We start from the raw sequence: 25,003 nt of genomic DNA on the forward strand, positions 1-25,003 counted from the left end.
CCTATGAACGCCCTGCGCGCGACCCTGGCTTTCCTGCAACGGATCCTGCTGCCCGCCCGGCCCGGTGCGCTCTACGATCGCCAGCTGGTGGTGCTGGGCTTCTCGCTGATGACGGTGGGGCTGGTCATAGTGGCCTCGGCCTCCATCCCGGAAGGGATTGCGCTGGCCAATGACCCCTTCATGTTTGTCAAACGCCACGGCCTCTTCCTGGTGATGGCGCTCGGTATCTCCTGGTTTGTCTTGCAGGTGCCCATGGCCCGCTGGCAGCAATACAACGGCCCCATGCTGCTGCTCGCCATCCTGATGCTGGTGCTGGTGCTACTGGTGGGACGGAGCGTCAACGGCTCGGTGCGTTGGTTGCCCCTGGGGCCCTTCAACCTGCAACCGGCCGAATTTGGCAAGCTGGCGCTCTTTGTCTATCTGGCGGGCTACCTGGTACGCCGCCAGAACGAGGTGCGCGAGCGGCTCATCGGCTTCATGAAGCCGATGGCGGTGCTCTTCCTGGTGGCCGTGCTGTTGCTGGCCCAGCCGGATCTGGGCTCCGTGGTGGTGATGTTTGTCACCTCGTTGGGGATGCTGTTCCTGGCGGGGGCCCGCATGGGTCAGTTCATCGCCCTCATTCTGGTGGGGGTGAGCGCCGTGGTGACCCTGATCATCGCCGAGCCGTATCGGATGCGGCGGGTGACCTCCTTCCTCGACCCCTGGGCCGACCCCTTCGGCAGTGGCTATCAGCTGACCCAGTCCCTGATGGCGTTCGGCCGCGGCAGCTGGCTTGGGGAAGGGCTCGGCAACTCCATCCAGAAGATGGAGTACCTGCCGGAGGCCCACACCGACTTCGTGTTCGCCATCCTGGGTGAAGAGCTCGGCTATCTCGGGGTGCTCGGCGCCCTCTTCCTGATTTTCGCCCTGGCATACAAGGCGCTCAAGCTGGGCCATCAGGCCCTGGTGGCAGACAAGCTCTATGAGGGCTATCTCGCCATCGGTATTGGCATCTGGTTCAGTTTCCAGACCTTCGTCAACGTGGGTGCCGCCAGCGGCATGATGCCGACCAAGGGGTTGACCCTGCCACTGGTCAGCTATGGTGGCTCCAGTCTCATCATCATGACGGTCGCGGTGAGCATGTTGATCCGGATCGATTTCGAATTGCGCCAGGCCAGTGCCCAGGCGCGCGTGCGGGAGGTTGCGTGAGTAGCAAGACGTTGTTGGTGATGGCCGGTGGTACCGGGGGCCATGTGTTCCCCGGCTTGGCGGTGGCTGACAGGCTCAAGGCACAGGGCTGGACCATACATTGGCTAGGCACGGCGGATCGCATGGAAGCCGAGTTGGTGCCGGCCCATGGCTACCCCATCTCCTTCATCGACATTCAGGGGGTGCGTGGCAATGGCATCAAGCGCTTGCTGGTTGCCCCTTACCGCATCGTCAAATCCATACTGCAGGCGCGTCAGGTACTGAAAGAGATCAAGCCTGATGTGGTGCTCGGCATGGGGGGCTTCGCCTCGGGTCCAGGTGGCGTAGCGGCCTGGTTGTCCGGTATTCCTCTGCTGCTTCATGAGCAAAATGCCGCTGCCGGCATGACCAACAAGCTGCTGGCGCGCCTCGCCAAGCGAGTGCTGATGGCCTTCCCCGGCGCGTTTGCTCCCAGCAACCGCACCGCAGTGGTCGGTAATCCGGTCCGCCCGGAAGTGGTGGCGCTGCCGGAACCGGCCAGCCGCATCAGCACTCAGCCCGCCCCTCTGCGCCTGCTCATCATTGGCGGCAGTCTGGGAGCCCGGGTGCTGAATGAACAGGTCCCCGCCGCGGTTGCCGCCGCGGGGGTGCCCATCGAGGTCCGCCACCAGACCGGCAAGGGAAACAGGGAGGCTGTGGCCAATGCCTATGCCGCCCTGGGGCAGGATGCGGAGGTGAGCGACTTTATCAAGGAGATGGCCGATGCCTATGCCTGGGCCGATCTCGTGGTGTGTCGCGCGGGGGCCCTGACCGTCTCTGAAGTGGCTGCCGCCGGTGTGGCGGCCATCTTCGTGCCGCTGCCCCATGCGGTGGACGATCACCAGACCCGCAATGCCCTGACCCTGGTCGATGGTGGCGCCGCCGAATTCCTGCCCCAGGCGGAACTGAGCCCAACCACCCTGGCGGCCCGCCTCAGCTGGCTGGCCGGGCGCAGGGAGATCTTGTTGAACATGGCCAAGGCGGCGCGGCGCGTCGCCATTATCGATGCGGCAGAACGGGTTGCCGATGAGTGCAAGCGGCTCGCCACCGGGCAGAGTGAGAAAGCATGCTGATCAGGATTGCACAGGCCAAGCCATGCAGTCTTACCCCTCAATGTATTGAGGCCGCAGAGCGCGTTGCAGATGAGTGCGCGGGACTGGCGGCAGAGTCAAGAGAGAATTATGAACAAGGTTGAACTGGCAAAACTGCGTACTGTGATCCCCGAAATGCGCCGCGTGCGTCGCATCCACTTTATCGGAATAGGTGGTGCGGGCATGGGCGGCATTGCCGAGGTGCTGGCCAACGAAGGCTATCAGGTCTCAGGCTCTGACTTGGCCAGCAATGCCGTGACAGCGCGGCTTGCCAGCCTGGGGGCGCAGATCTTCGTCGGTCACAGTGCCGAGCATGTGGATGGCGCCAGCGTCGTGGTGGTCTCCACCGCCATCAATACCGACAACCCCGAGCTGCTCGCCGCCCGGGAGCTGCGCATCCCCGTGGTGCGCCGCGCCGAGATGCTGGCCGAGCTGATGCGTTTTCGCCATGGCATCGCCGTCGCCGGCACCCATGGCAAGACCACGACTACCAGTCTGGTCGCCAGTATCTATGCCGAGGCGGACCGGGATCCCACCTTCGTCATCGGTGGCCTGCTCAACAGTGCCGGTACCAATGCGCGACTGGGCAGCAGCCGCTATCTGATAGCGGAAGCGGATGAGAGCGATGCCTCCTTCCTGCATCTGCAGCCCATGGTTTCCATCGTGACCAACATCGAAGCGGACCACATGGACACCTATGGCGGTGACTTCTCCAAGTTGAAAGCCACCTTCATCGAATTCCTCCATAACCTGCCTTTTTACGGTTTGGCTGTGGTATGTGTTGACGATCCCGTGGTCCGTGGCATGCTGCCTGAGATAGCGCGTCCGACCCTGACCTACGGCCTGTCCGATGACGCCGATGTGCAGGTGCTGGACTTCGTGCAAACCACCCATCGCAGCAGCTTCCGGGTATGCCGTAAAGATGCCGGTGAGTTGCAAGTGACTCTGAACCTGCCGGGTGTGCACAACGCGCTCAACGCCGCTGCCGCAATCGCGGTCGCGACCGAAGATGGTGTCAGTGATGGGGCCATCATCAATGCCCTGGCCAAGTTTGAGGGTGTGGGGCGTCGCTTCCAGCAATATGGCGAATTCGAGACCGGGCGTGGCAAGGCCATGCTGGTGGATGACTATGGCCATCACCCGAGCGAAGTGAAGGTCACCATCAACGCCGCGCGCGCCGGCTGGCCCGAGAAGCGTCTGGTGATGGTGTTCCAGCCGCACCGCTACAGCCGCACCCGCGATCTCTATGAAGATTTTGCCGATGTGCTCTCCAAGGTGGACGTCTTGGTGATGCTGGAGGTTTACGCCGCCGGTGAAGAGGCGATCCCGGGCGCCGATGGCCGCGCCCTGTGCCGTTCCATTCGCTCCCGTGGCAGCCTGGAGCCGGTTTTTGTCGCCACGCCGGATGATGTGCCGCCCGTGTTGGCAGATCTCATCGGTGAGGGGGATTTGGTGCTGACCCAGGGGGCGGGCAACGTGGGGGCGCTGGCCCGACGTCTCGGTGAGATGAAATTGAGCGTAGAGAGCATGAAATCCGGCGCCTGAGGGCCTAATGAGTATTTTGACCGCCAAGCCGGGGCCTATATAATGGCGCACCCGGCCCGGCCGGCGGTCTGGTCACGTTTTACGGGGATATGACGGGTGGAGGCAAGGGCACAAGGGCGCACCAAGGGCGGCTTCATCATCGGAGTGACGTTTTTCCTCCTGGTGATGGCGGGGCTCTACCAGAGTGCGCTGGACGTAAAGGATTGGCTGACAGATGCCAACCGGTTGCCCATCAGTGCCTTGCTGGTACAGGGGCAACACCAATATATCAAGGCGGAGGAGTTGCGCAGTGCCGTGCTGGATGGCGATGCGCCCCGCAACTTCTTCGAGATGGATGTGAATGCCCTGCAGACACGTCTGACGGCATTGCCCTGGGTCGCCCAGGTGTCGGTACGCAAGAAGTGGCCCGACAAGATCAAGGTCTACCTCACGGAGCAGAAGGTGGCGGCCCGCTGGAATGGCGACCGATTCATCAATGCCAAGGGTGAGCTGTTCAGTGCACCAAATCGGGTGAAGAGCCCCTTGATGCAACTGTCCGGCCCTGATGACCAGGCTGCCAAGGTGCTGGAGAACAGCCACCACTTTGAGGCGCAGCTGGCAGAGCGTGGTTACAAGCTCAGTGCGGTCAATCTGACCCCACGTTATGGCTGGGAACTGACGCTGGATAACAATATTCAACTGTTTGTGGGGCGCTCGGATATGGCGCTCCGTCTACAGAGATTTATCGATGTCTTCCCGATCATCGAACCCCGTGAGCAAGTGGCTTATGTGGACCTTCGATACGACACCGGGATGGCGGTTGGCTGGAAGAAGAACGAAGAGAAAGCGCATGACCAAAACCGCAGATAGAAATCTGATTGTCGGGCTGGATATCGGCACCACCAAGGTGGCGGTTCTGGTGGGCGAAGTGCTGCCGGACGGTGAACTCAATGTCATCGGTATGGGCAGCCATACCTCTCGCGGCATGGACAAGGGCGGGGTCAACGATCTGGATTCCGTGGTCAAGTCCCTGCGCCGAGCCGTGGAAGAGGCCGAGATGATGGCCGACTGCCAGATTAGCTCCGTCTATCTGGGTCTGTCTGGCAAGCACATTGATTGCCGCAACGAGACCGGCATGGTGCCTATCTCCGACGAGGAGGTGACTCAGGAGGACGTGGACAACGTCATCCACACCGCCAAGTCGGTGCGTCTGTCCGATGAGCTGAGGGTGCTGCACGTGCTGCCCCAGGAGTTTGCCATCGACTACCAGGAGGGCATCAAGAACCCGGTCGGTCTGTCCGGGGTACGGATGGCCGCCAAGGTGCACCTGATCACCTGCCACAACGACATGGCTCGCAACATCGAGAAGTGTGTGGAAAAGGTGGGGTTGAGGGTCGATCAGCTGATCTTCTCCGCCCTGGCCTCCAGCTACGCCGTCTTGACCGAAGACGAGAAAGAGCTGGGCGTCTGCGTGGTCGACATCGGTGGCGGCACCATGGACATGTCGCTGTTTACCGGCGGTGCCCTGCGTCACACCAAGGTGATCCCGTATGCCGGCAGCACTGTCACCAGCGATATCGCCTACGCCTTCGGCACGCCGCCGCTGGACGCCGAGGCCATCAAGGTGCGCTACGGCTGCGCTCTGGGCCGCCTGGTCAGTAAAGAAGACAATATTGAAGTGCCCAGCGTCGGTGGACGCCCGGCCCGCAGTCTGCAACGACAGACCCTGGCCGAGGTGATAGAGCCGCGCTACACCGAGCTGCTCTCCATGATCAATGACGAGCTGGTGAAGGTGCAAAGCGAATTGAAACAGCAGGGGGTCAAGCATCAGCTGGCCGCCGGTTTGGTACTGACCGGTGGTGCGGCCCAGATCGAAGGCATAGTGGAGTGCGCAGAGCAGGTATTCCAGTGTCAGGTCCGGGTCGGGGAACCCATGAATGTGCGCGGATTGAGCGATTACGTGCAGGCGCCAGTCTACTCGACCGCGGTCGGGTTGCTGCAATACGGCCGTACCCATCAATCCACAGGCAGTAGCAACGATTATACCGCCAAGGCAAGCGTCGGTGGGCTGGTCAAACGGGTCAGCAACTGGTTGCGTGGCGAGTTCTAAAAGATTTTGCGTCAGTCAGCAAATAAAGCGGAGAGACAACATGTTTGAATTTATGGATAGCCACACGGACGAAGCTGTCATCAAGGTGATAGGCGTGGGTGGCGGCGGCGGCAACGCAGTCGAGCACATGGTTCGTCAAAACATCGAAGGTGTTGAATTCATCACCATCAACACCGACGCCCAGGCACTGCGTAACTCCAGTGCCAACACCACACTGCAGATCGGCAGTGGTATCACCAAGGGACTGGGTGCCGGAGCCAGCCCGGATGTGGGTCGTGAAGCCGCCCTGGAAGACCGTGAAGCACTGCGTGAGCTGCTGACCGGTTCCGACATGGTATTCATCGCCGCGGGCATGGGCGGTGGTACTGGTACTGGCGCGGCCCCCGTCGTGGCCGAAGTGGCCCGCGAGATGGGCATACTGACCGTCGCCGTGGTGACCAAGCCGTTCTCCTTCGAAGGCAAGAAGCGGATGGGCTTTGCCGCCCACGGCATCGAAGAGCTCTCGAAGAACGTCGACTCCCTGATCACCATCCCCAACGACAAGTTGCTGAAGGTGCTGGGTCGCGGCATCTCCCTGCTGGACGCCTTCAAGGCGGCCAACGATGTGCTGCTGGGTGCGGTACAGGGCATTGCCGAGTTGATCACCCGTCCGGGCTTGATCAACGTCGACTTCGCGGACGTGCGTACCGTGATGCGTGAGATGGGTACCGCCATGATGGGTACCGGTTCCGCCTCCGGGGATGACCGTGCCGAAGAAGCTGCCGAGAAAGCCATCTCCAGCCCGCTGCTGGAAGACGTGGATCTGGCCGGTGCCCGTGGCATCCTGGTCAACATCACCGCCGGCATGGACATGACCATCGAAGAGTTCGAAACCGTGGGTAACGCGGTCAAGGCCTTCGCCTCCGAGAATGCCACCGTGGTGGTTGGTACCGTAATCGACCCAGAGATGCAAGACGAGCTGCGGGTGACCGTGGTTGCGACCGGCATCGGTGCCGATCGCAAGAGCGACATCACGCTCGTGAAAAACAACATGGTACAAGAGCGTCCGGCCCGTCAGCCCCTGATCAGCGAAGCTCTGCAGTCTCGCGTGATGGAAGAGGCCCCGGCCAAGGCGGTGAATGCCGAGCCACAAGCTCGTCGTGAGCCTGATTATCTGGATATTCCGGCTTTCCTGCGCAAGCAGGCAGACTAAGCCTCTAACGGGGCTGGTTTGTTTGTTGTTTAAGGAATGTGCTAAGATGGCCCGTCAACGACCATCTGGTCCGGAATTTAGCTGTGGATACGCCCATGATTAGACAAAGAACCTTGAAAACGAGTGTCCAGGCCACTGGTGTGGGCCTGCATTCGGGTCGGAAAGTCACAATGACATTCCGTCCGGCACCTGTGAACACAGGGATCGTTTACTTGCGTACCGATCTGGATCCTGTGGTGGAATTGCCAGCAAATGCTGACCAGGTGCGGGATACCGTACTCTGTACTGCGTTGGTCAACGAAGCTGGTGTGCGTGTTTCCACCATAGAACACCTCTCCGCCGCCTTGGCCGGAATGGGGATCGACAACCTCTATGTCGAGGTTGATGCTCCCGAGATCCCGGTCATGGATGGCAGTGCGCACCCCTTCATCTACCTGCTGCAGGAAGTCGGGATCCGCGAACAGAATGCGCCCAAGCAGTTTGTGCGGATCAAGCAGAGCATCCGGGTTGAGGACGGCGACAAGTGGGCGGAATTCCACCCCTATCGCAACGGCTTCAAGATGGATCTCGAGATCGATTTCCAGCACCCGGTGTTCGAAGGCCGCAATCAGCGTTGTGTACTGGACTTCTCCGGCGCCTCTTTCGTGAAAGAGATCAGCCGTGCCCGTACCTTTGGCTTCATGCGTGACATCGAGTACCTGCGTTCCCAGAACCTGGCCTTGGGCGGAAGCCTGGAGAATGCCGTGGTGCTGGATGACTATCGGGTGCTGAACGAAGATGGTTTGCGCTACGAAGATGAGTTCGTCAAGCACAAGATGCTGGATGCTATCGGTGACCTTTATATGTGTAACCGCAGCATCATCGGCGAATTCCGCGCCTACAAGACGGGTCATGCCTTGAACAACAAACTGCTGCGTGCCTTGCTGGCTCAGCAGGAGGCATGGGAACTGGTGACCTTCGAGGGTGAGGGCGACAAAGCGCCCATCGCTTACTACGATAACGGTCTGGTTCTAGCCTGATAGCTGTGCAACAGGACGTCGGTCATCTCTCCGCACCGACGTCCTGTCATTCTTGTTTACATCCCGATACCGATACTCTCCCGGTTTTATTTTCGTGGTGGCAACTCGCCTCACCCGACCGAGCAGATTGAATTTCTATGAGCATTACCCTGATCCTCAATGGCAAGCAGCGGCGCAAGCTGCACTTCCCCAAACAACGTCTGGCCTGGGTCGGCGGTCTCTTTCTCTCTATTCTGGTGCTGAGTTGTGTCCTGTTATGGCAGAGCTGGCATCAGAAGATGGCCGCCCTCGAGCTGGCGCTGGTTCAAGCAGAGCAGCAGCAGGCGAGCCAAACTACCGATCAGGCCCGTGAGCAACTCGCCATGTTGGCCGCCCAGGTAGGCACCATGCAGGGCCAGCTTGGCAGACTCAATGCCCTCGGCGAGCGCCTGACCGAACAAGCCGAGCTCGATCCCGACGAGTTCAACTTCAAAGAGCTGCCTCCCATGGGCGGCCCCTCCTATGATGCCGATCTGGAAGTGAACCTGGACGAGCTGCAAAGCTCCATGGCCCACCTCAGCAAACAGCTCAGCAGTCGTGAAGAACAGCTGTCAGTACTTGAATCTTTCATGCTCAATCACCATATCACTGACGCAGGCTTTATTTCCGGCTCGCCGGTCAAGCAGGAGCGGGTCTGGATAAGCTCCGGTTTCGGTGGCCGGGTCGATCCGTTCAACGGTCGGGCCAAGATGCACAAAGGTGTCGATTTTCGCGGCAAGCCGGGCACGCCCATATTGGCAACCGGGCCCGGCATAGTGAGCTGGTCGGGTCGGCATCCTGAATTTGGCAACATGATTGAGATCAATCATGGTAATGGCCTGGTGACTCGCTATGCCCACAACTCCAAGTTGTTGGTGGAGGTGGGCACGCTAGTGGATCAGGGTCAGCAGATAGCCCTGATGGGACGCACCGGTCGCGCGACCGGGGTCCATTTGCATTATGAAGTGTTGAAAGACGGTCGTCAGGTCAACCCCAGTCAATTCCTTACTGCCAGACGGGGTTAGGTTTTTTTCTCTCCAGTTCCAGCGACGGAACCTTATAACCAGAAACAGTTGGTACCCATGATTAGCACACTGCTTACCAAGATTATCGGCAGCCGGAACGACAGAACGCTCAAGGCCCTGCGCAAAATAGTAAAACAGATCAATGCAATGGAGCCTCAGTTCGAGGCGTTGTCTGATGCTGAACTGCAGGCCAAGACGGCCGAGTATCGTCAGCGTCTGGATCAGGGCGAGACCCTGGAGCAGCTGCTGCCGGAAGCCTTCGCCACGGTGCGTGAGGCTTCGCGCCGCGTGTTTGGCATGCGCCACTTCGACGTCCAGCTGATCGGCGGCATGGTGCTCAACTCCAACCGCATCGCCGAGATGAAAACCGGTGAAGGTAAGACGCTTACCGCTACCTTGCCGGCGTATCTGAACGCCCTGAGTGGCCACGGCGTGCACGTGGTGACGGTGAACGACTATCTGGCCAGGCGTGATGCCGAGGCGAACCGCCCGCTGTTCACCTTCCTCGGCCTGACCGTGGATTGCAACGTGCCTGGCATGGATGCATCCCAGAAGCGTGACGCTTACGCCGCCGACATCACCTACGGTACCAACAACGAATTCGGTTTTGACTACCTGCGCGACAACATGGCGTTCTCGCCGGAGCAGCGCGTGCAGCGCCCTCTCAACTATGCCCTGGTGGATGAGGTGGATTCGGTGCTGATCGATGAGGCGCGTACACCGCTCATCATCTCGGGCCCGGCGGAAGATAGCTCCGCCATGTATATCCAGATCAACAAGCTGATCCCGCTGCTGGTCAAGCAGGACAAGGAAGACTCCGAAGAGTACACCGGCGACGGTCACTACACGGTCGACGAGAAGAACCGTCAGGCTCTGCTGACCGAGAATGGTCAGATCTTCGTGGAAGAGCTGCTCAAGAAGGAAGGGTTGCTGGCCGAGGATGACTCCCTGTTCTCCGCCACCAACATCAGCCTGCTGCATCACGTCAACGCCGGTCTGCGGGCTCACACCCTGTTTGAGCGCAACGTCGATTACATCGTGCAGAAAGACGAGATCGTCATCGTCGATGAACACACCGGCCGTACCATGCCGGGTCGTCGCTGGTCCGATGGCCTGCATCAGGCGGTCGAAGCGAAGGAAGGGGTCAAGATCCAGAACGAGAACCAGACCCTGGCCTCCATCACCTTCCAGAACTACTTCCGTCTCTATGACAAACTGGCGGGGATGACGGGCACTGCAGATACCGAAGCCTTCGAATTCCAGCAGATCTATGGTCTGGACACCGTGGTCATTCCGACCAACCAGCCGATGGTGCGCAAGGACATGGGCGATCTGGTCTATCTCACTGCGCAAGAAAAATACGGCGCCATCGTCGAAGATATCCGTGGTTGCGTCTCCCGCGGCCAGCCGGTGCTGGTCGGTACCGTCTCCATCGAGAACTCCGAGCTGCTGTCCGGCATCCTGACCAAGGAGAACATCCCGCACAAGGTGCTGAACGCCAAGTTCCACGCCATGGAGGCGGAGATCGTCGCCCAGGCCGGTCAACTCGGCGCCGTGACCATCGCCACCAACATGGCCGGTCGTGGTACTGACATCGTGCTGGGTGGCAACTGGCAGGCCGAGATTGCCGCGCTGGAGAACCCGACCACCGAACAGATCAGCGACATCAAGGCCGCCTGGCAGATCCGTCACGATGAAGTGCTGGCCGCCGGTGGCTTGCACATCATCGGTACCGAGCGCCATGAATCCCGCCGGATCGACAACCAGCTGCGCGGCCGTTCCGGTCGTCAGGGGGATCCGGGTTCGTCCCGCTTCTATCTCTCCATGGAAGACCAGCTGATGCGTATCTTCGCCTCTGACCGCGTCACCGGCATGATGAAGAAGCTGGGCATGGAAGAGGGCGAGGCCATCGAGCACCCATGGGTGACCAAGGCCATCGAGAATGCCCAGCGCAAGGTGGAGGGTCGCAACTTCGACATCCGCAAGAACTTGCTCGAGTTTGATGACGTGGCCAACGACCAGCGCAAGGTGGTCTACGAGCAGCGCAACGAGCTGCTGGAGACCAACGACATCTCCGAGACCATCCACATCATCCGTGATGACGTCTATGGCGCCGTGATTGACGAATACATTCCGCCCCAGTCTCTGGAAGAGATGTGGGACGTGCCCGGCCTGGAGGCCCGTTTGGCCGCCGATTTTGGCCTGGTCCTGCCCATTCAGCAGTGGCTGAGTGACGACGACAAGCTCTACGAAGAGAAGCTGCGCGAGCGCATTCTGGACGAAGCGAACCAACTCTATGCCCGCAAGGAGGAGCTGGTCGGTGTCGATGTGCTGCGCAACTTCGAGAAGGCCGTGATGCTGCAGACCCTGGATGGTCTGTGGAAGGAGCATCTGGCCGCCATGGATCACCTGCGTCAGGGCATTCATCTGCGCGGTTATGCCCAGAAGAACCCCAAGCAGGAGTACAAGCGCGAATCCTTCGACTTGTTCACCCAGATGCTGGAGACCCTCAAGCGTGACGTGGTCAGCATACTGAGCCGGGTTCAGGTACAGGAGCGGGATGTCGAGGTGATGGAAGAGCAGCAGCGCCAGCAGGCGGAAGCGACTCCCCGTACTTACACCCATGCTACCGCCGATAACCAGCTGGCCGACGAAGAGACCCAGGCCGACACGGCACCGGTTACCTTCGTGCGGGACGAGCAGAAGGTGGGCCGCAACGATCCTTGCCCCTGCGGCTCCGGCAAGAAGTACAAGCATTGCCACGGCCAGTTGACCTGAGTCGTCAATCAGTCATAAGGAGGCGGGCCCAGTGCCCGCCTTCATTTTGTTAAGGGCCCGAGTGGTCAGCCATGAGGTGAAGCGAGTGGAACAGAAGAAGCGGATTTGGGTGGCGGTTGGCGTCATCGAGAACGAGCGGGGTGACATCTTCATCGCCAAACGCTCCTCAGACCGTCACCAGGGCGATCGTTGGGAGTTCCCCGGTGGCAAGGTTGAGGCGGGGGAAGATCTGCTGGCAGCCCTGGACAGGGAGCTGTGGGAGGAGATCGGCATCCGGGTCGAGGATTGCGCCCCCTTCATGGAGTTGCATCATGACTATCCCGAGAAACAGGTATTGCTGGATATCTGGAAGGTGACGCAGTTCAGTGGTGAACCCTTTGGCAAGGAGGGCCAGGAGTGTCTGTGGGTACCCCTGGCCGAGCTGGATAACTACCAGTTCCCGGATGCCAATGGCCCCATAGTCGCGCGGCTACAGGGTTTGGTCGCTAAAAGCTGACAACGAATGCGGTAGCGAAACGTTGATAACAAAAAAGGGCCATTGTGGCCCTTTTTTGTTATGGAGGGGGAGGGCTCAGCGCCACTCCTCTCCGGCATCGGGATCTGGCAGCAGATCCGGATTGAGCTCTCCCGGGATCCGCTTCTCTTCATCGGCCCACTCGCCAAGATCGATCAGCTGGCAGCGCTTGCTGCAGAAGGGGCGAAACGGGCTCTGCGGCCCCCATTCCACGGGGGTTTGGCAATTGGGGCAGTTGACCTTGGTGACCATGAGTTCCTCCACAGGCAAGAGATGAATGACGCAGGATGGGAGCCAGGCTCCCATCTCTTGGTTAGCAGCAGGCGAGCTGGAAGGGCACATCGCCAATGGGTTGTTCCTGGGTGGGCAGGAAGCGCAGCGCAAAGCGGTTCTTGTGGCCACTCAGGGTCGGGTAGCAACCCATGGCATGGGGCAAGCGGATACGGATCAACTCCGCATTCTCCGCCGTGTCCTGATAGAAACCATTGGTGGCGACCTGATCGCTGAAGTGGGACGCATCGCGCCACAGTCGCAGCAAGAGGCCAATCGCCCCCATCAGCAACTGGATGTCGCTCAGCCAGGCTTCCATCTGCGGGTGTCGCAGGGACGCCGGGGTGGTCAACCAGTGGTGCAGCTGAGGCACATCAAAGGCGCAGAGTCCGCCGGGAATGGAGAAACGCTGGCGGATGGAGCCGAGCAGCTTGTCTTCCTTGAGGCGAGCGCCGGGACGCGCGGCACCCAACAGCTTGCGGGAAAGCTGGCTGCTCTCCTGTTGCATCGCACGGATCTGGTCGAGATCGACATCGGGCAGCTCTGCCCAGTGGCCGAGGCGCTGACTCAGGCGTTCAAGATCCTTGATGAGATCCGAGCGCAGATCTCCCCGCTCGAGCAGTTCCTGCAGATCGAACAGCCCCTTGAAGAAGGCGATATGAGACCAGGGGTGATCGCTCCCCAGATTGTCATGGATCTGGTTGAACAGTGATTCCAGACGAAGATAGGTCCGGCTTTTTTCGTTGAGAGGGAAATCGTAAATCATGCCTAATCCTGGCCAGCCATAAACCGGCCTAGTGTACTCACAGTTGCCGAGCTTGTTGAGTGGCAAATGTCAGATATGTTTGGTGCAGCGCCAGAATTCGCCCACGCAATAGCTCGGGAGAGCCGTCCCGGTTCTCAATGATGTCATCGGCGGCGGCCAAGCGAGCCATACGACTCGCTTGAGCGGTGACGATGGCCCTGGCCTGTTCACGGCTGACCCCATCACGACGACAAGTGCGGGTGATCTGTGTCTCCTCGTCCACATCGACCACCAGTACCCGGTTAGCCATGGCGGTGAGCCGGTTTTCAACCAGCAGGGGCACCACCAGCAAGCAATAAGGGGAGCTAGCCTCGGCGCATTGGCGCTGCATCTCCTGGCGGATCAGGGGGTGGAGCAGGGCGTTGAGCCACCCCTTGGCATCGGGATCTCTGAACACGCGGTCACGGAGCTTGCGTCTGTCCAGTGCACCCTCTTCATCGAGTACGCCAACCCCGAAGTGCTGGGTGATGGCAGCCAGTGCAGGGGTACCGGGTTCCACCACCTCGCGGGCGATAACATCCGCATCAATGATGTCGATGCCCAGCTCGCCAAACAGATTGGCGACAGTGGTCTTGCCACTGCCTATGCCCCCTGTGATTGCGACTATATACATGGGTGAGTGTGTCCTGAAGTGATCGTTCTTTATTCGTCTTGCTGGTTATTGTGCCCCAAGCGGGGGTCAGAGCACCATGTGCAGATACCAGGTGGTGATGCTATCTCCCCAGAGCAGAGCGACCCAACCGGCGATGGCGAGATAGGGGCCGAAGGGGATGGGTTTGCTGTACGCTTGGCGGCGGGAGATGATAAGCGCTATGCCGATCACGGCGCCCACCAAGGAGGAGAGCAGCAGGATCAGCGGCAGCGCCTGCCAGCCGAGCCAGGCCCCCAGGGCTGCCAGCAACTTGAAGTCACCATAACCCATCCCTTCCTTGCCCGTGAACAGTTTGAAGGCCCAATAGAGGCTCCAGAGCACCAGATAACCGGCCATGGCACCGATGACGGCATCCGCCAAGGGCACCTTCTGCCAGATGAGGTTGACCAGCAGGCCAGCCCAGAGCAGCGGCAGCGTGAGGGGATCTGGCAGTAGCATCTTGTCCAGATCGATGAAGGTCAGAGCAACCAGCACCCAGGTGAGCAGCAGATAGGCCAGCAGGGAAGAGTCAGCAGGCAGGCGGCTGGCCACGACGACGGAGAGCAGGGCGGTGAGCAGCTCGACCAGGGGATAGCGCGCCGAGATAGGCGCGGAGCAGCTGCGGCAGCGCCCCTTGAGCCAGAGCCAGCTCAATAGCGGGATGTTTTCCAGGGCGCTGATGGCATGGTGGCAATGGGGGCACCGGGAGCGTGGCACCATGAGGTTATAGGGCTCGGTAGGGGCGGACTCGCTCTCAGGATGAAAGTAGTCCCGATACTCGGCCAGCCAGCCACGCTCGAGCATGATGGGCAGACGGTGGATGACGACATTGAGGAAGCTGCCAATGGTCAGGGAAAAGAGAAATACCAGGGTCAGGTAGAGCCAGGGCAGGCTGAGCGCCAGTTCAGTCATGGGTTGCATCGAGTCTCGGATAAGGAAGCAGGCAGTGTAGCATGACCCCGGCGGCTGAGGGCGCCGGCCCCCCGCCGGGATGGTTTGATCGCACTAGTGGATGACAGAGCCCAGTTTGAAAATGGGCAGATACATGGCCACCACCATGCCGCCAACCAGCACGCCCAGCACCACCATGATGAAGGGCTCTAGCAGGCTGGTGAGGCCGTCGACCAGATCGTCAACCTCCTGCTCGAAGATGGTCGCGACCTTGGAGAGCATCTCATCGATAGCGCCAGATTCCTCTCCTATCATCACCATCTGGATCACCATGTCCGGGAAGAGATCCACGGTGCGCATGGCTACGTTGATCTGCATACCAGCCATCACCTCATTGCGAATGGCCAGAATGGCAGTGCGATAGACATAGTTCCCCGAGGCTCCTGCCGCCGAGATCAGTGCATCCACCAGGGGAATACCGGCGCTGAAGGTAGTGGAGAGGGTGCGAGCGAAGCGGGCCATGGCGGCCTTGTGCAATATCATGCCGACCACGGGGATGGTGAGAATGAACTTGTCGGTGTTATCTCGGACTTTGGAATAGCGGCGCCAGGCCCGTACGTAGAGGAAGATGGCCAGGGCTATCCCGCCGAAAATCACATACCACCAATCCTGCATGAAGCGGGAGATGCCAATGACGAACTGGGTGAAAATGGGCAGCTCGGCGCCAAAACTCTTGAAGATGTCTTCAAACTGCGGGATGACAAACAACAGCAGGATGGAGGTCACCACTATGGCCACCAGGATCACCATACTGGGATAGAACATCGCCTTCTTGATCTTGGATTTGAGCGCTTCGGCCTTTTCCCGATAGGTAGCGATGCGATCATAGATGGTCTCGAGTGCCCCCGAATGTTCCCCTGCCTCGATCAAATCGCAATAGAGATCGTCAAAATGGCGGGGGTGTTGGCGCAGGGCTTCCGACATGGGCGTACCGGTTTCGACATCGCTGGCAATCTGCCCCATCAAATCACGCATGCTCGATTTTTCGTGGCTACGGGCGATGATCTGCAGGCTCTGCACTAGGGGTACGCCAGCGCTCAACATGGTAGCAAGTTGGCGGCTCACCACGGCGATATCCATCGCCTTGATCTTGGCACCCGCCTTGGAGAAGAGGCCGTGACTCTTTTTGCCGATACGGGAGACGCTGACCCCCTGCTTGCGCAGCTCGGCCTTGGCCATATTGACGTGTTCGGCCTGTAGCTCCCCGGAGATATCCTTGCCTTTGCGATTGACCCCTTTCCAGCGGAAGGTATAGACCTTGGCGGGCTGGTTGCGCTTCTTCGATAGAGTAGCCATCCTTGCATCCTTGCAATGAGGGCCGCTTGATGAGCGGCGTGATAAGTCGGCGGCCTGACGAGCTAGTTGGTGGTGATCCTATTGATTTCGCTCAGACTGGTGACGCCGAGACGGGCTTTTTCCAGGCCAGATATGCGCAGGGTTCGCATCCCCTCCTTCTGGGCGATGGCGGCAATCTGCAATGAGTTCGCCCCCTGCATGATGAGTTTGGCGATATTTTCTGACATCAACAGTATTTCATAAATGCCGACCCGCCCCTTGTAACCCCCGGTACACTCCTTGCAACCCTTGGGTTTGAACAGCCTTACCCCAGCGGTCACTTGCTGAGTACTGAAGCCCAGCGCGGTCAGCTCGGAGTCGGGGATAGCTTCCGGCTCCTTGCAGTGATCGCACAGCTTGCGGGCGAGCCGCTGAGCCATGATGAGCGTTACCGACGAGGCGATGTTGAAAGCGGGCACTCCCATGTTCATCATCCGGGTCAGGGTCTCGGCTGCCGAGTTGGTGTGCAGGGTAGAGAGTACCAGGTGGCCGGTCTGGGCCGCCTTGATGGCTATCTCGGCGGTTTCAAGATCCCGGATCTCCCCCACCATGACGATATCCGGGTCCTGGCGAAGGAAGGAGCGCAGGGCGCTGGCGAAGGTGAGCCCTGCCTTGGGATTGACCTGCACCTGATTGACCCCGGGCAGGTTGATCTCTACCGGATCTTCGGCGGTGGAGATATTGACCTCAAGGGTATTGAGTATGTTGAGCCCGGTATAGAGAGAAACCGTCTTGCCGGAGCCGGTGGGTCCTGTCACCAGGATCATGCCCTGCGGTTTGCTCAGTGCGGTCAGGTATTGCTGTTTCTGCGTCTCGTCAAAGCCCAGTTGCTCGATGTTGAGCCGGGCCGCCGAGGAGTCAAGCAACCGGATGACGACCTTCTCGCCCCACATGGTCGGCAGGGTATTGACCCGCATGTCCATGGAGCGGTTACGGGACAGCTTGAGCTTGATGCGACCATCCTGAGGCAGGCGCCGTTCGGCAATGTCTAGTCTGGCCATGACCTTGAGGCGGGCGGCGAAGCGGTTGGCCAGATTGACCGGCGGGGTGGAGGCCTCGTGCAATATGCCATCGATACGAAAGCGGATGCGGTACTTGAACTCATAGGGTTCGAAGTGCAGGTCGGATGCCCCCTGGCGAATGGCGTCCATCAAGATCTTGTTGATGTATTTGACGATGGGGGCATCGTCGTCGGCGGTGTTGACGCTTTCGTCGAGGCGACTGCTGTCGTCAGCCACTTCGAGTGCCGAGATCTCGGCCTCATCAATATCGTCCATGCCGAGGGCGTCATGCTCGCTCTCGAGCAGCTTGCCGATGGCCTGGCTCAGTTTGTCCTCTTCGACCAGCAGGGCCTCGGTATGCAGGCCGAAGCTGAAGCCGAAATCTTCCAGTGCCGCCACATTGGTCGGGTCGGACATGGCGATATAGAGGGTATGGCCCTGGGTGTAGATGGGCAGCACATGGTGCTTGTCGATCAACTTCTGGTTGAGGTATTTCTGCGGGATCTCGGCCAGGTCGAAGGCGGCAAGATCCAGCAGAGGTACCCCATATTCCAGCTCGCAGAACTCGGCCAGCGCCTTGCTGGCGAGGATATCGTTCTCGATAAGGTAGGTGACAAAGGGTTTGCGCTGGGCGCGGGCCTGGCTCAGATAGTGCTGTGAGTCAGACTCACTTAACAGGGAAGAAGCGGCCAGGCTCAGGGCCAGGCCGCTATGGGGGCTAGAGGTCATTGGCTAATAAATCAGCAGATGCCTGGGGTGATGCAGGTTGATGCACTTGCAACAGCCCAATTGACTTTACCAGTTGTCACCATCGGCACCAGGATGTAATCCAGCCCACCAACGTCTGCCGTACCTGTGACAGTAATCGCATTACCTGTATCAGCAACATCAACTGAAGCAACGTTGCCATTAGCTGCACTAATAGCTGCCGGGACGCCGTTTGTGCCTGCATCACAATCATCCAATGCACCGTCAGCAAGCGCTAATGTTTGAGCACATATTTCTATAGCTGCTTTATATGGGGCGGTTGCCGATATAACCTCGGTAAAGCGGGCTTTTTGGGTATAGGTCTGATACGCCGGCAGGGCGATGGCGGCAAGTATGGCGACGATGGCCACGACGATCATCAGTTCGATCAGGGTAAAGCCTGTTTGCTTTCTCATCTTCAATATCCTTATTTCACATGGGTCCTGATAACACTGGCGGTGACCTCACCGCTCTTGGCAGCTTAGCCAAACTGCTGCACTTGGCAACAACGCAATCCAGTTTAGTTGACGAGCATTAAACTAATGACATAAGTAGAGATAAATCAGAAGGTTAGTGGTTTCCTTTGGTTCCCTGTCATTCAGTCGGCTGTTCCGGTCTCTCCTTTTACCATGGGCGGGCCTTGCCTAAAGAAAAGGCGTCAATGGCGTCTTTTGCAAGTCGAGATGCGTCAGGGGTTGATTGCTGCCCCGGTACCGGGGGAAGGGGGAGATCGAGGGATTGAGCCAAAAGGATTGAGGGGCTTGACTAAGGAGAGATCCCTGCCCCCGCTGGCATCATGGATAGCGGGGGCAGGTGAATGGTAATGACGGCGTTGACTGTTTAGATAAAGCGCATGGAGAGATCGAGGGCCCGCACATGCTTGGTCAGGGCACCGACCGAGATGTAATCCACGCCGGTGGCGGCAAATTCAGCCAGCGTGTCCAGGGTGACGTTGCCGGACACCTCCAACTTGGCCCGGCGCTCGCCCCCCTTGCCGTTCAGGGTGACCGCCTCACCCATCATGGCCACATCAAAGTTATCCAGCATGACGATATCGGCGCCAGCATCGAGGGCGAGTGCCAGCTCGACGAGCGACTCCACCTCCACCTCCACCGGTTTGCCCGGATTGAGGCGGCGGGCCTCGCTCACGGCCTCCATGATGCCGCCGCAGGCGAGGATATGGTTCTCCTTGATGAGGTAGGCGTCATACAGACCGATACGGTGGTTCTTGCCGCCGCCGCAGGTCACGGCATATTTTTGGGCATCCCGCAGCCCTGGCAGCGTCTTGCGGGTGTCGAGCAGGCGGCATTGGGTGCCGGTGAGCTCTGCGACGTAGCGGGCGGTCAGGGTGGCCACCCCGGAGAGGGTCTGCACGAAGTTCAGGGCATTGCGCTCGCCGGTCAACAGCACCCGGGCCGGGCCATGGAGGCGAAACAACTCCTGATCCGGCTGCAAGATGTCGCCGTCCTGGACCAACCACTCCACTTGTACCTCGCCACCGAGCTGGGCAAAGACCTCATCCACCCAGGCTTGACCACAGAAGACCCCCGCCTCGCGGGTGATGATCCGGGCACTGGCCTGGCGATCGGCCGGGATGAGCTGCGCCGTGATGTCGGCGCGGGCATCCGGTTGGCCTTGGGCGGTCAGGGCGCCCCCCAAATCTTCGAGTAACGCGGCGCGCACGGCGCGGCTGATGTCCTGTTGTAACATGCCTTTTATTCCTGCAAGGGTCTGAGAAGCAACTGCCTGTCTCGTTGAGTCAGCTCCAGCCGACCGAGGGCGTTCATGCCGACCAGGATCTCATTGCCGCTGGCGGCTGGATTGATGTAAACGGCCAGATCGTACAAGGTCAGCGGGCCCATCGCCAGGCTTTCTATCCGGCCGTTGCCGACCAGAATAGGGCCAGCTGCCGTATTGACCCGACTCTGTCCCTGCACCACGAGCCCCAGCCGACTCGCCACCTCAGCCGGTATGGTGACCCGGGTGGCGCCGGTGTCGAGCAGCAGTTGCACCTCCTGGCCGTTGATGGCACCCTCCAGGCGATAGTGGCCGCTGGCATCCATCGGCAGACGCAGTTCGCCGCTGGCAGTGACGCTGGGCTGGCTACCCGTGTGGAAATAGAGGGTGAGCAGTCCCATCAGCGAGAGCCAGGTCAGTAGCCAGAGCCAGCGGGCCGCAGCAGGGGCCGCCATTATGAGCGACTCCCGGTGCAGGACAACAGTCCGGGCTGTGAACGCGGGGGGAGGGATAGCCAGACCCTAAGGGCGGTAATGCGCACATCCATACCATGAGCAAGAGAGATGATGACCCAGCCTAACACAGTATTTTCCATTGATTCAGACGGTTGGTGCGAGCAGGCCAGACGGGTGCCCTCTCCTCATCACAATGAGCGGGCCAGCCCCGAGGATGTCTCCTTGCTGGTGGTGCACGGCATCAGTCTGCCACCAGGGCAGTTCGGCGGTCCTCATATCGACGAGCTGTTCAGCGGCACCCTCAATCCTGATGGCCACCCCTATTTCGCCGAGATCCATCAACTGCGGGTCTCCGCCCATTGCCTGATCCGCCGCGACGGAGAGCTGGTGCAATATGTGCCTTTTATTGCCCGAGCCTGGCATGCTGGCCTCTCTTGCTGGGAGGGGCGAGAGGCGTGCAACGATTACTCCATCGGCATCGAGCTGGAGGGGACCGATGATCTGCCTTATAGCCCTGCGCAATATGCCGTGCTGGCGAGTCTCACTCGAACCATTCAGGCGCGTTTTCCTGCCATAGTGGCAGAGCGGGTAGTGGGGCACTGCGACATAGCGCCGGGCCGCAAGACGGATCCGGGCAGCAGTTTTGACTGGGTGCGATATCGCCAGGAAACAAACAAATCCTGCTAGTGTTGAAATTAAGTTTGTGTTTTTTAAATCAATGGCTTGCCAACAGCGCAGGCTATTTTTATTGGCTGTTACCCAAATGTTATCTGTGATCTGGCGCAGAAATATTGGTCAGACCATTTTCTATGAGTGAGATCATGGTTCCCGAAGATTACCCATAAGTAGGCAGTTCACTTTCTTGATGCAGATCAGATTTTGGGTGGACATTTTCCATGCCCTCTGCTAATTTTCGCCCCATTCATGAAATTGGTAATACCAATTTAACAAAGCTGCCTCATGCCCTATCGTAAAGTTACTCAACCCAAATTGGCTGACGCCATCGTCGCCGAGTTGGAGCACATGATCCTGGAAGGCAGCTTGCAGCCTGGCCAGAAGTTGCCGCCAGAGCGGGAACTCGCCATCCAGTTTCAGGTGTCGCGCCCCTCCTTGCGAGAGGCCATCCAGCGTCTGGAGGCTCGTGGGTTGCTGTATCGCCGCCAGGGCGGTGGCACCTTTGTGCAAAATGGTTTGAGCAAGGGCATCGCCGATCCCCTGTTCGAGCTGCTCAGTACCCACCCTGAAGCCCAGTATGACTTGCTGGAGTTTCGCCACGCACTGGAAGGCATCTGTGCCTACTATGCTGCGCTGCGGGGTACAGAGGCAGATTTCGAGCGCATCCGCGCCGCCCAGGCCGCCATCGAGGCCGCCGGGCAGCAGGGATCGCTTGCGAGCGAGTCGAGCGCTGTCACCCAGTTCTATCTGGCGGTGGCGGAGGCCTCCCACAACGTGGTGCTGCTGCACCTGTTGCGGGCCATGGGTCCAATGCTCGAACAGAACATTTTGCGAAATAACGAAATTTTGAATCGCCGTCCGGGAGTGGTCGCCAAGATCCGTCGCCATCGTGCGTCGCTGATCGAGGCTATCCTGTCGGGGGCTCCGGAGCGGGCCAGGACTGCTTGTCATGAGCACCTGGCCTTTATCGAGGACACCTTGTTGGATATGCAGAGGGAAGATAGCCGGATCCAGCGATCCATGCGTCGGATCCGTCAGCAGGAAAACTAATCCCACAAGGCTTTATTGTCGAATTTTGCGCAACTTACATCCCGTGCAATAACAATAGGAACCAGCCATGTCTGATATCCTGAAGAACGATGTGGACCCGATAGAAACGCTGGAGTGGCTTGCCTCTCTGGAATCCTTGTTGCGTGAAGAGGGTCCGCAACGCGCTCAGTTCATCCTTGAACAGCTTACTGAGAAGGCACGCGTTAGCGGTGTGGAAGTGGCTGAGAAAGCGAATCGCGATTACATCAACACCATTCCTGCCATTGACGAACCGGCTTACCCGGGCGATCAGGAGATGGAGCGCCGTATTCGCGCCATCATCCGCTGGAATGCCGTGATGATAGTGCTGCGCGCTTCTAAAAAGGATCTGGACCTGGGTGGTCACATGTCCTCCTTCGCCTCCAGTGCCACCATTTACGAAGTCTGCTACAACCACTTCTTCCGTGCTCGCAACGAGAAGGATGGTGGTGATCTGGTTTACTTCCAGGGTCACATCTCCCCGGGCATCTATGCTCGTGCCTTTGTCGAAGGTCGCCTGACCGAAGACCAGCTGGACAACTTCCGTCAGGAAGTGGACGGCAAGGGTATCCCTTCCTATCCGCACCCGAAACTGATGCCGGACTTCTGGCAGTTCCCGACCGTCTCCATGGGTCTGGGTCCTATCGCCGCCATCTATCAGGCGCGTTTCCTGAAATACCTGACCGACCGTGGCATCAAAGACTGTGCCGACCAGACCGTGTACGCCTTCCTGGGTGACGGCGAGATGGACGAGCCGGAAGCCAAGGGCGCCCTGACCGTTGCCGTGCGTGAAAAGCTCGACAACCTGGTATTCGTGGTCAACTGCAACCTGCAGCGTCTGGATGGTCCTGTCGTGGGTAACGGCAAGGTCATCAACGAGCTGGACGGCCTGTTCGCCGGCGCCGGCTGGGATGTGACCAAGGTTATCTGGGGTCGCAAGTGGGATGAGCTGCTCAAGAAAGACACCTCAGGCAAGCTGATCCAGCTGATGAACGAGACCGTGGATGGTGACTACCAGACCATGAAGTCCCGTGACGGCGCCTATGTCCGTGAGCACTTCTTCAATCGCTACCCGGAAACCGCAGCCCTGGTCAAAGACATGACCGACGAGGAGATCTTCGCCCTGAACCGCGGTGGTCACGATCCTCGTAAGCTGTTCGCCGCCTTCTCCAAGGCCGCAGCGACCAAGGGCAAGCCGACCGTCATCCTGGCCAAGACCATCAAGGGTTATGGCATGGGTGAAGCGGCCGAAGGCAAGAACATTGCCCACCAGGTCAAGAAGATGGATCTCGGCTCTGTGCGTCACCTGCGCGATCGTTTCAACCTGCCGGTGACCGATGAGCAGATGGAAGAGCTGCCGTACCTGAAGATCGAAGAGGGTACCGAAGAGTACAAGTACCTGCATGCCCGCCGTGCCGAGCTGAAAGGTTATGTACCGACTCGTCTGCGTGAGACCACCACCACCCTGGAAATCCCGGCGCTGGAGACCTTTGGTCCGCTGCTGGGCGAGCAGGCCCGTGAGATCTCCACCACCATGGCGTTCGTGCGTTCCCTGAACGTGCTGCTCAAAGACAAGTCCATCGGCAAGCGCATCGTGCCGATCCTGGCCGATGAAGCTCGTACCTTCGGGATGGAAGGTCTGTTCCGTCAGATCGGCATCTACAGCCCGCATGGTCAGCAGTACACCCCGCAAGACCGTGACATCGTCTCCTACTACAAGGAAGACAAACAGGGTCAGGTTCTGCAGGACGGCATCAACGAGCTGGGCGCCATGTCCTCCTGGCTGGCTGCTGCGACCTCCTACAGCACCAACGATTGCCCGATGATCCCGTTCTACATCTACTACTCCATGTTCGGCTTCCAGCGGATCGGCGACATGGCGTGGGCAGCCGGTGACCAGCAAGCTCGTGGTTTCCTGCTGGGCGCGACTTCCGGTCGTACCACCCTCAACGGTGAAGGTCTGCAGCACGAAGATGGTCACAGCCACATCCTGGCCGGCACCATCCCGAACTGCATCTCCTATGACCCGTCCTACGCCTATGAAGTGGCGGTGATCGTACAGGACGGCCTGCGCCGCATGTACGGTGAGAAGCCTGAGAACGTCTTCTACTACATCACCACCCTCAACGAGAACTACGCCATGCCGGCCATGCCGGAAGGCGCCGAGGAAGGCATCCGCAAGGGTATCTACAAGCTGGAATCCGTGGCCGGTACCAAGGCCAAGGTACAGCTGCTGGGTTGTGGTTCCATCCTGGGTCACGTCCGTACCGCCGCCCAGATCCTGGCGAGCGAGTATGGCGTCGGTTCCGACGTGTTCAGCGTCACCTCCTTCAACGAGCTGGCTCGTGATGGTCAGGACGTCGATCGCTGGAACATGCTGCACCCGACTGCTGCTGCCCGCGTACCCTACATCACCTCGGTACTGGGTTCCGAAGCCACCATAGCCGCGACCGACTACATGAAGTCCTTCGCCGAGCAGGTGCGTGCCTTCATGCCGACCGAGCACTACCGTGTACTGGGTACCGATGGTTATGGCCGTTCCGACAGCCGTGCCAACCTGCGTCGTCACTTCGAAGTGAACGAGTTCTATGTCGTGGTTGCTGCCTTGACCGAACTGGCCAAGCGCGGTGAGATCGACAAGCAGGTTGTGGCCGACGCCATCGCCAAGTACGGCATCGATGCCGACAAGGTTAACCCGCTGTACGCGTAAGAGGATTGAGCGCCCTGTCCGGACTTGCGTGCCGGACAGGGCCTTGCCCAGGTTAATGCGACATAAGGGTAAGAGGACAAACACAGGGTCCGGACGGCAACAACGAGCCGGAACCTGCTCTTGCCAAGGTTAACGCGACAG

General features: G+C 59.5%; 22 protein-coding genes. 13 read left to right on the top strand and 9 right to left on the bottom strand.

Going from position 1 to position 25,003, the window contains the following annotated elements:
• Positions 1-3 precede the first annotated feature (3 nt).
• From ftsW to mutT, 10 genes are all read left to right on the top strand, one after another.
• Positions 4-1,188: a cell division protein FtsW gene (ftsW, locus tag M2367_RS12320; RefSeq protein WP_042041809.1), complete on the top strand. Its 1,185-nt coding sequence runs from the start codon at positions 4-6 to the stop codon at positions 1,186-1,188.
• Positions 1,185-2,279, top strand: coding sequence for an undecaprenyldiphospho-muramoylpentapeptide beta-N-acetylglucosaminyltransferase (gene murG, locus M2367_RS12325; protein WP_259236844.1), 1,095 nt, complete (start codon positions 1,185-1,187; stop codon positions 2,277-2,279). Before ftsW ends, murG begins: the two co-directional genes overlap by 4 nt.
• A 108-nt stretch (positions 2,280-2,387) precedes the next feature.
• Entirely contained in the window at positions 2,388-3,842 is a 1,455-nt protein-coding gene (gene murC / locus M2367_RS12330; protein ID WP_259236845.1) for a UDP-N-acetylmuramate--L-alanine ligase, read from the top strand.
• A gap of 96 nt (positions 3,843-3,938) precedes the next feature.
• Complete coding sequence (locus M2367_RS12335) at positions 3,939-4,691, top strand: cell division protein FtsQ/DivIB (RefSeq protein ID WP_224431925.1); 753 nt, start codon at positions 3,939-3,941, stop codon at positions 4,689-4,691.
• A complete protein-coding gene (gene ftsA, locus M2367_RS12340; RefSeq protein ID WP_042041806.1) occupies positions 4,672-5,931 on the top strand; it encodes a cell division protein FtsA in 1,260 nt (419 codons plus the stop codon). Before M2367_RS12335 ends, ftsA begins: the two co-directional genes overlap by 20 nt.
• A 40-nt stretch (positions 5,932-5,971) precedes the next feature.
• Positions 5,972-7,123 (top strand): cell division protein FtsZ, encoded by a 1,152-nt coding sequence (gene ftsZ / locus M2367_RS12345; protein WP_005891146.1) that lies wholly within the window; start codon positions 5,972-5,974, stop codon positions 7,121-7,123.
• A 95-nt stretch (positions 7,124-7,218) separates the two neighbouring features.
• Positions 7,219-8,142 carry a UDP-3-O-acyl-N-acetylglucosamine deacetylase gene (gene lpxC, locus M2367_RS12350; protein WP_042041805.1) on the top strand — a complete coding sequence of 308 codons (924 nt, stop codon included), beginning with the start codon at positions 7,219-7,221 and terminating at the stop codon, positions 8,140-8,142.
• Positions 8,143-8,279: 137 nt separating this feature from the next.
• The gene (locus tag M2367_RS12355; RefSeq protein ID WP_259236846.1) at positions 8,280-9,185 is read left to right on the top strand and encodes a M23 family metallopeptidase; all 906 of its coding nucleotides are present in this window, start codon (positions 8,280-8,282) and stop codon (positions 9,183-9,185) included.
• A 57-nt stretch (positions 9,186-9,242) separates the two neighbouring features.
• Complete coding sequence (gene secA / locus M2367_RS12360; protein WP_042041800.1) at positions 9,243-11,963, top strand: preprotein translocase subunit SecA; 2,721 nt, start codon at positions 9,243-9,245, stop codon at positions 11,961-11,963.
• A gap of 85 nt (positions 11,964-12,048) precedes the next feature.
• A complete protein-coding gene (mutT, locus tag M2367_RS12365; RefSeq protein ID WP_042041952.1) occupies positions 12,049-12,459 on the top strand; it encodes an 8-oxo-dGTP diphosphatase MutT in 411 nt (136 codons plus the stop codon).
• Between the two features lie 75 nt (positions 12,460-12,534).
• Here mutT and yacG read toward each other — a convergent pair whose 3' ends face one another.
• The 9 genes from yacG to M2367_RS12410 form a co-directional block, all read right to left on the bottom strand.
• Positions 12,535-12,729 (bottom strand): DNA gyrase inhibitor YacG, encoded by a 195-nt coding sequence (gene yacG / locus M2367_RS12370; protein ID WP_042041799.1) that lies wholly within the window; start codon positions 12,727-12,729, stop codon positions 12,535-12,537.
• 61 nt (positions 12,730-12,790) lie between these two features.
• Complete coding sequence (zapD, locus tag M2367_RS12375; protein WP_042041798.1) at positions 12,791-13,513, bottom strand: cell division protein ZapD; 723 nt, start codon at positions 13,511-13,513, stop codon at positions 12,791-12,793.
• A 37-nt stretch (positions 13,514-13,550) separates the two neighbouring features.
• A complete protein-coding gene (coaE, locus tag M2367_RS12380) occupies positions 13,551-14,165 on the bottom strand; it encodes a dephospho-CoA kinase (protein ID WP_259236847.1) in 615 nt (204 codons plus the stop codon).
• A 66-nt stretch (positions 14,166-14,231) separates the two neighbouring features.
• The gene (locus M2367_RS12385) at positions 14,232-15,104 is read right to left on the bottom strand and encodes an A24 family peptidase (protein ID WP_259236848.1); all 873 of its coding nucleotides are present in this window, start codon (positions 15,102-15,104) and stop codon (positions 14,232-14,234) included.
• Between the two features lie 84 nt (positions 15,105-15,188).
• Positions 15,189-16,430, bottom strand: coding sequence for a type II secretion system F family protein (locus M2367_RS12390; protein WP_259236849.1), 1,242 nt, complete (start codon positions 16,428-16,430; stop codon positions 15,189-15,191).
• A 62-nt stretch (positions 16,431-16,492) separates the two neighbouring features.
• A complete protein-coding gene (gene tapB, locus M2367_RS12395) occupies positions 16,493-18,199 on the bottom strand; it encodes a PilB family type IVa pilus assembly ATPase TapB (RefSeq protein ID WP_259236850.1) in 1,707 nt (568 codons plus the stop codon).
• Positions 18,200-18,210: 11 nt separating this feature from the next.
• Positions 18,211-18,633 (bottom strand): type IVa pilus major pilin TapA, encoded by a 423-nt coding sequence (gene tapA / locus M2367_RS12400; RefSeq protein ID WP_259236851.1) that lies wholly within the window; start codon positions 18,631-18,633, stop codon positions 18,211-18,213.
• Between the two features lie 424 nt (positions 18,634-19,057).
• A complete protein-coding gene (gene nadC, locus M2367_RS12405; RefSeq protein ID WP_259236852.1) occupies positions 19,058-19,927 on the bottom strand; it encodes a carboxylating nicotinate-nucleotide diphosphorylase in 870 nt (289 codons plus the stop codon).
• A 5-nt stretch (positions 19,928-19,932) separates the two neighbouring features.
• Positions 19,933-20,409, bottom strand: coding sequence for a TIGR02281 family clan AA aspartic protease (locus tag M2367_RS12410; protein ID WP_042041791.1), 477 nt, complete (start codon positions 20,407-20,409; stop codon positions 19,933-19,935).
• Between the two features lie 111 nt (positions 20,410-20,520).
• On the opposite strand from M2367_RS12410, the gene ampD reads away from it, so the two are divergent.
• The 3 genes from ampD to aceE all read left to right on the top strand — a co-directional run bounded on the left by ampD (position 20,521) and on the right by aceE (position 24,862).
• On the top strand, positions 20,521-21,096 hold the full coding sequence (gene ampD, locus M2367_RS12415; protein WP_224432928.1) for a 1,6-anhydro-N-acetylmuramyl-L-alanine amidase AmpD: 576 nt from the start codon (positions 20,521-20,523) through the stop codon (positions 21,094-21,096).
• Between the two features lie 273 nt (positions 21,097-21,369).
• Entirely contained in the window at positions 21,370-22,134 is a 765-nt protein-coding gene (gene pdhR / locus M2367_RS12420) for a pyruvate dehydrogenase complex transcriptional repressor PdhR (RefSeq protein WP_224431934.1), read from the top strand.
• Positions 22,135-22,201: 67 nt separating this feature from the next.
• Positions 22,202-24,862, top strand: a complete 2,661-nt coding sequence (aceE, locus tag M2367_RS12425) for a pyruvate dehydrogenase (acetyl-transferring), homodimeric type (RefSeq protein ID WP_224431935.1) — start codon at positions 22,202-22,204, stop codon at positions 24,860-24,862.
• Positions 24,863-25,003 lie beyond the last annotated feature (141 nt).

Source organism: Aeromonas sp. BIGb0445 (assembly GCF_024809075.1).
Classification (GTDB): Bacteria; Pseudomonadota; Gammaproteobacteria; order Enterobacterales; family Aeromonadaceae; genus Aeromonas; species Aeromonas rivuli.

Coding starts and splice junctions, on each gene's coding strand:
- ftsW (WP_042041809.1), top strand. CDS start 4: ATGAACGCCCTGCGCGCGACCCTGGCTTTCCTGCAACGGATCCTGCTG.
- murC (WP_259236845.1), top strand. CDS start 2,388: ATGAACAAGGTTGAACTGGCAAAACTGCGTACTGTGATCCCCGAAATG.
- ftsA (WP_042041806.1), top strand. CDS start 4,672: ATGACCAAAACCGCAGATAGAAATCTGATTGTCGGGCTGGATATCGGC.
- ftsZ (WP_005891146.1), top strand. CDS start 5,972: ATGTTTGAATTTATGGATAGCCACACGGACGAAGCTGTCATCAAGGTG.
- lpxC (WP_042041805.1), top strand. CDS start 7,219: ATGATTAGACAAAGAACCTTGAAAACGAGTGTCCAGGCCACTGGTGTG.
- M2367_RS12355 (WP_259236846.1), top strand. CDS start 8,280: ATGAGCATTACCCTGATCCTCAATGGCAAGCAGCGGCGCAAGCTGCAC.
- secA (WP_042041800.1), top strand. CDS start 9,243: ATGATTAGCACACTGCTTACCAAGATTATCGGCAGCCGGAACGACAGA.
- yacG (WP_042041799.1), bottom strand. CDS start 12,729: ATGGTCACCAAGGTCAACTGCCCCAATTGCCAAACCCCCGTGGAATGG.
- zapD (WP_042041798.1), bottom strand. CDS start 13,513: ATGATTTACGATTTCCCTCTCAACGAAAAAAGCCGGACCTATCTTCGT.
- coaE (WP_259236847.1), bottom strand. CDS start 14,165: ATGTATATAGTCGCAATCACAGGGGGCATAGGCAGTGGCAAGACCACT.
- M2367_RS12385 (WP_259236848.1), bottom strand. CDS start 15,104: ATGCAACCCATGACTGAACTGGCGCTCAGCCTGCCCTGGCTCTACCTG.
- M2367_RS12390 (WP_259236849.1), bottom strand. CDS start 16,430: ATGGCTACTCTATCGAAGAAGCGCAACCAGCCCGCCAAGGTCTATACC.
- tapB (WP_259236850.1), bottom strand. CDS start 18,199: ATGACCTCTAGCCCCCATAGCGGCCTGGCCCTGAGCCTGGCCGCTTCT.
- tapA (WP_259236851.1), bottom strand. CDS start 18,633: ATGAGAAAGCAAACAGGCTTTACCCTGATCGAACTGATGATCGTCGTG.
- nadC (WP_259236852.1), bottom strand. CDS start 19,927: ATGTTACAACAGGACATCAGCCGCGCCGTGCGCGCCGCGTTACTCGAA.
- M2367_RS12410 (WP_042041791.1), bottom strand. CDS start 20,409: ATGGCGGCCCCTGCTGCGGCCCGCTGGCTCTGGCTACTGACCTGGCTC.
- ampD (WP_224432928.1), top strand. CDS start 20,521: ATGACCCAGCCTAACACAGTATTTTCCATTGATTCAGACGGTTGGTGC.
- pdhR (WP_224431934.1), top strand. CDS start 21,370: ATGCCCTATCGTAAAGTTACTCAACCCAAATTGGCTGACGCCATCGTC.
- aceE (WP_224431935.1), top strand. CDS start 22,202: ATGTCTGATATCCTGAAGAACGATGTGGACCCGATAGAAACGCTGGAG.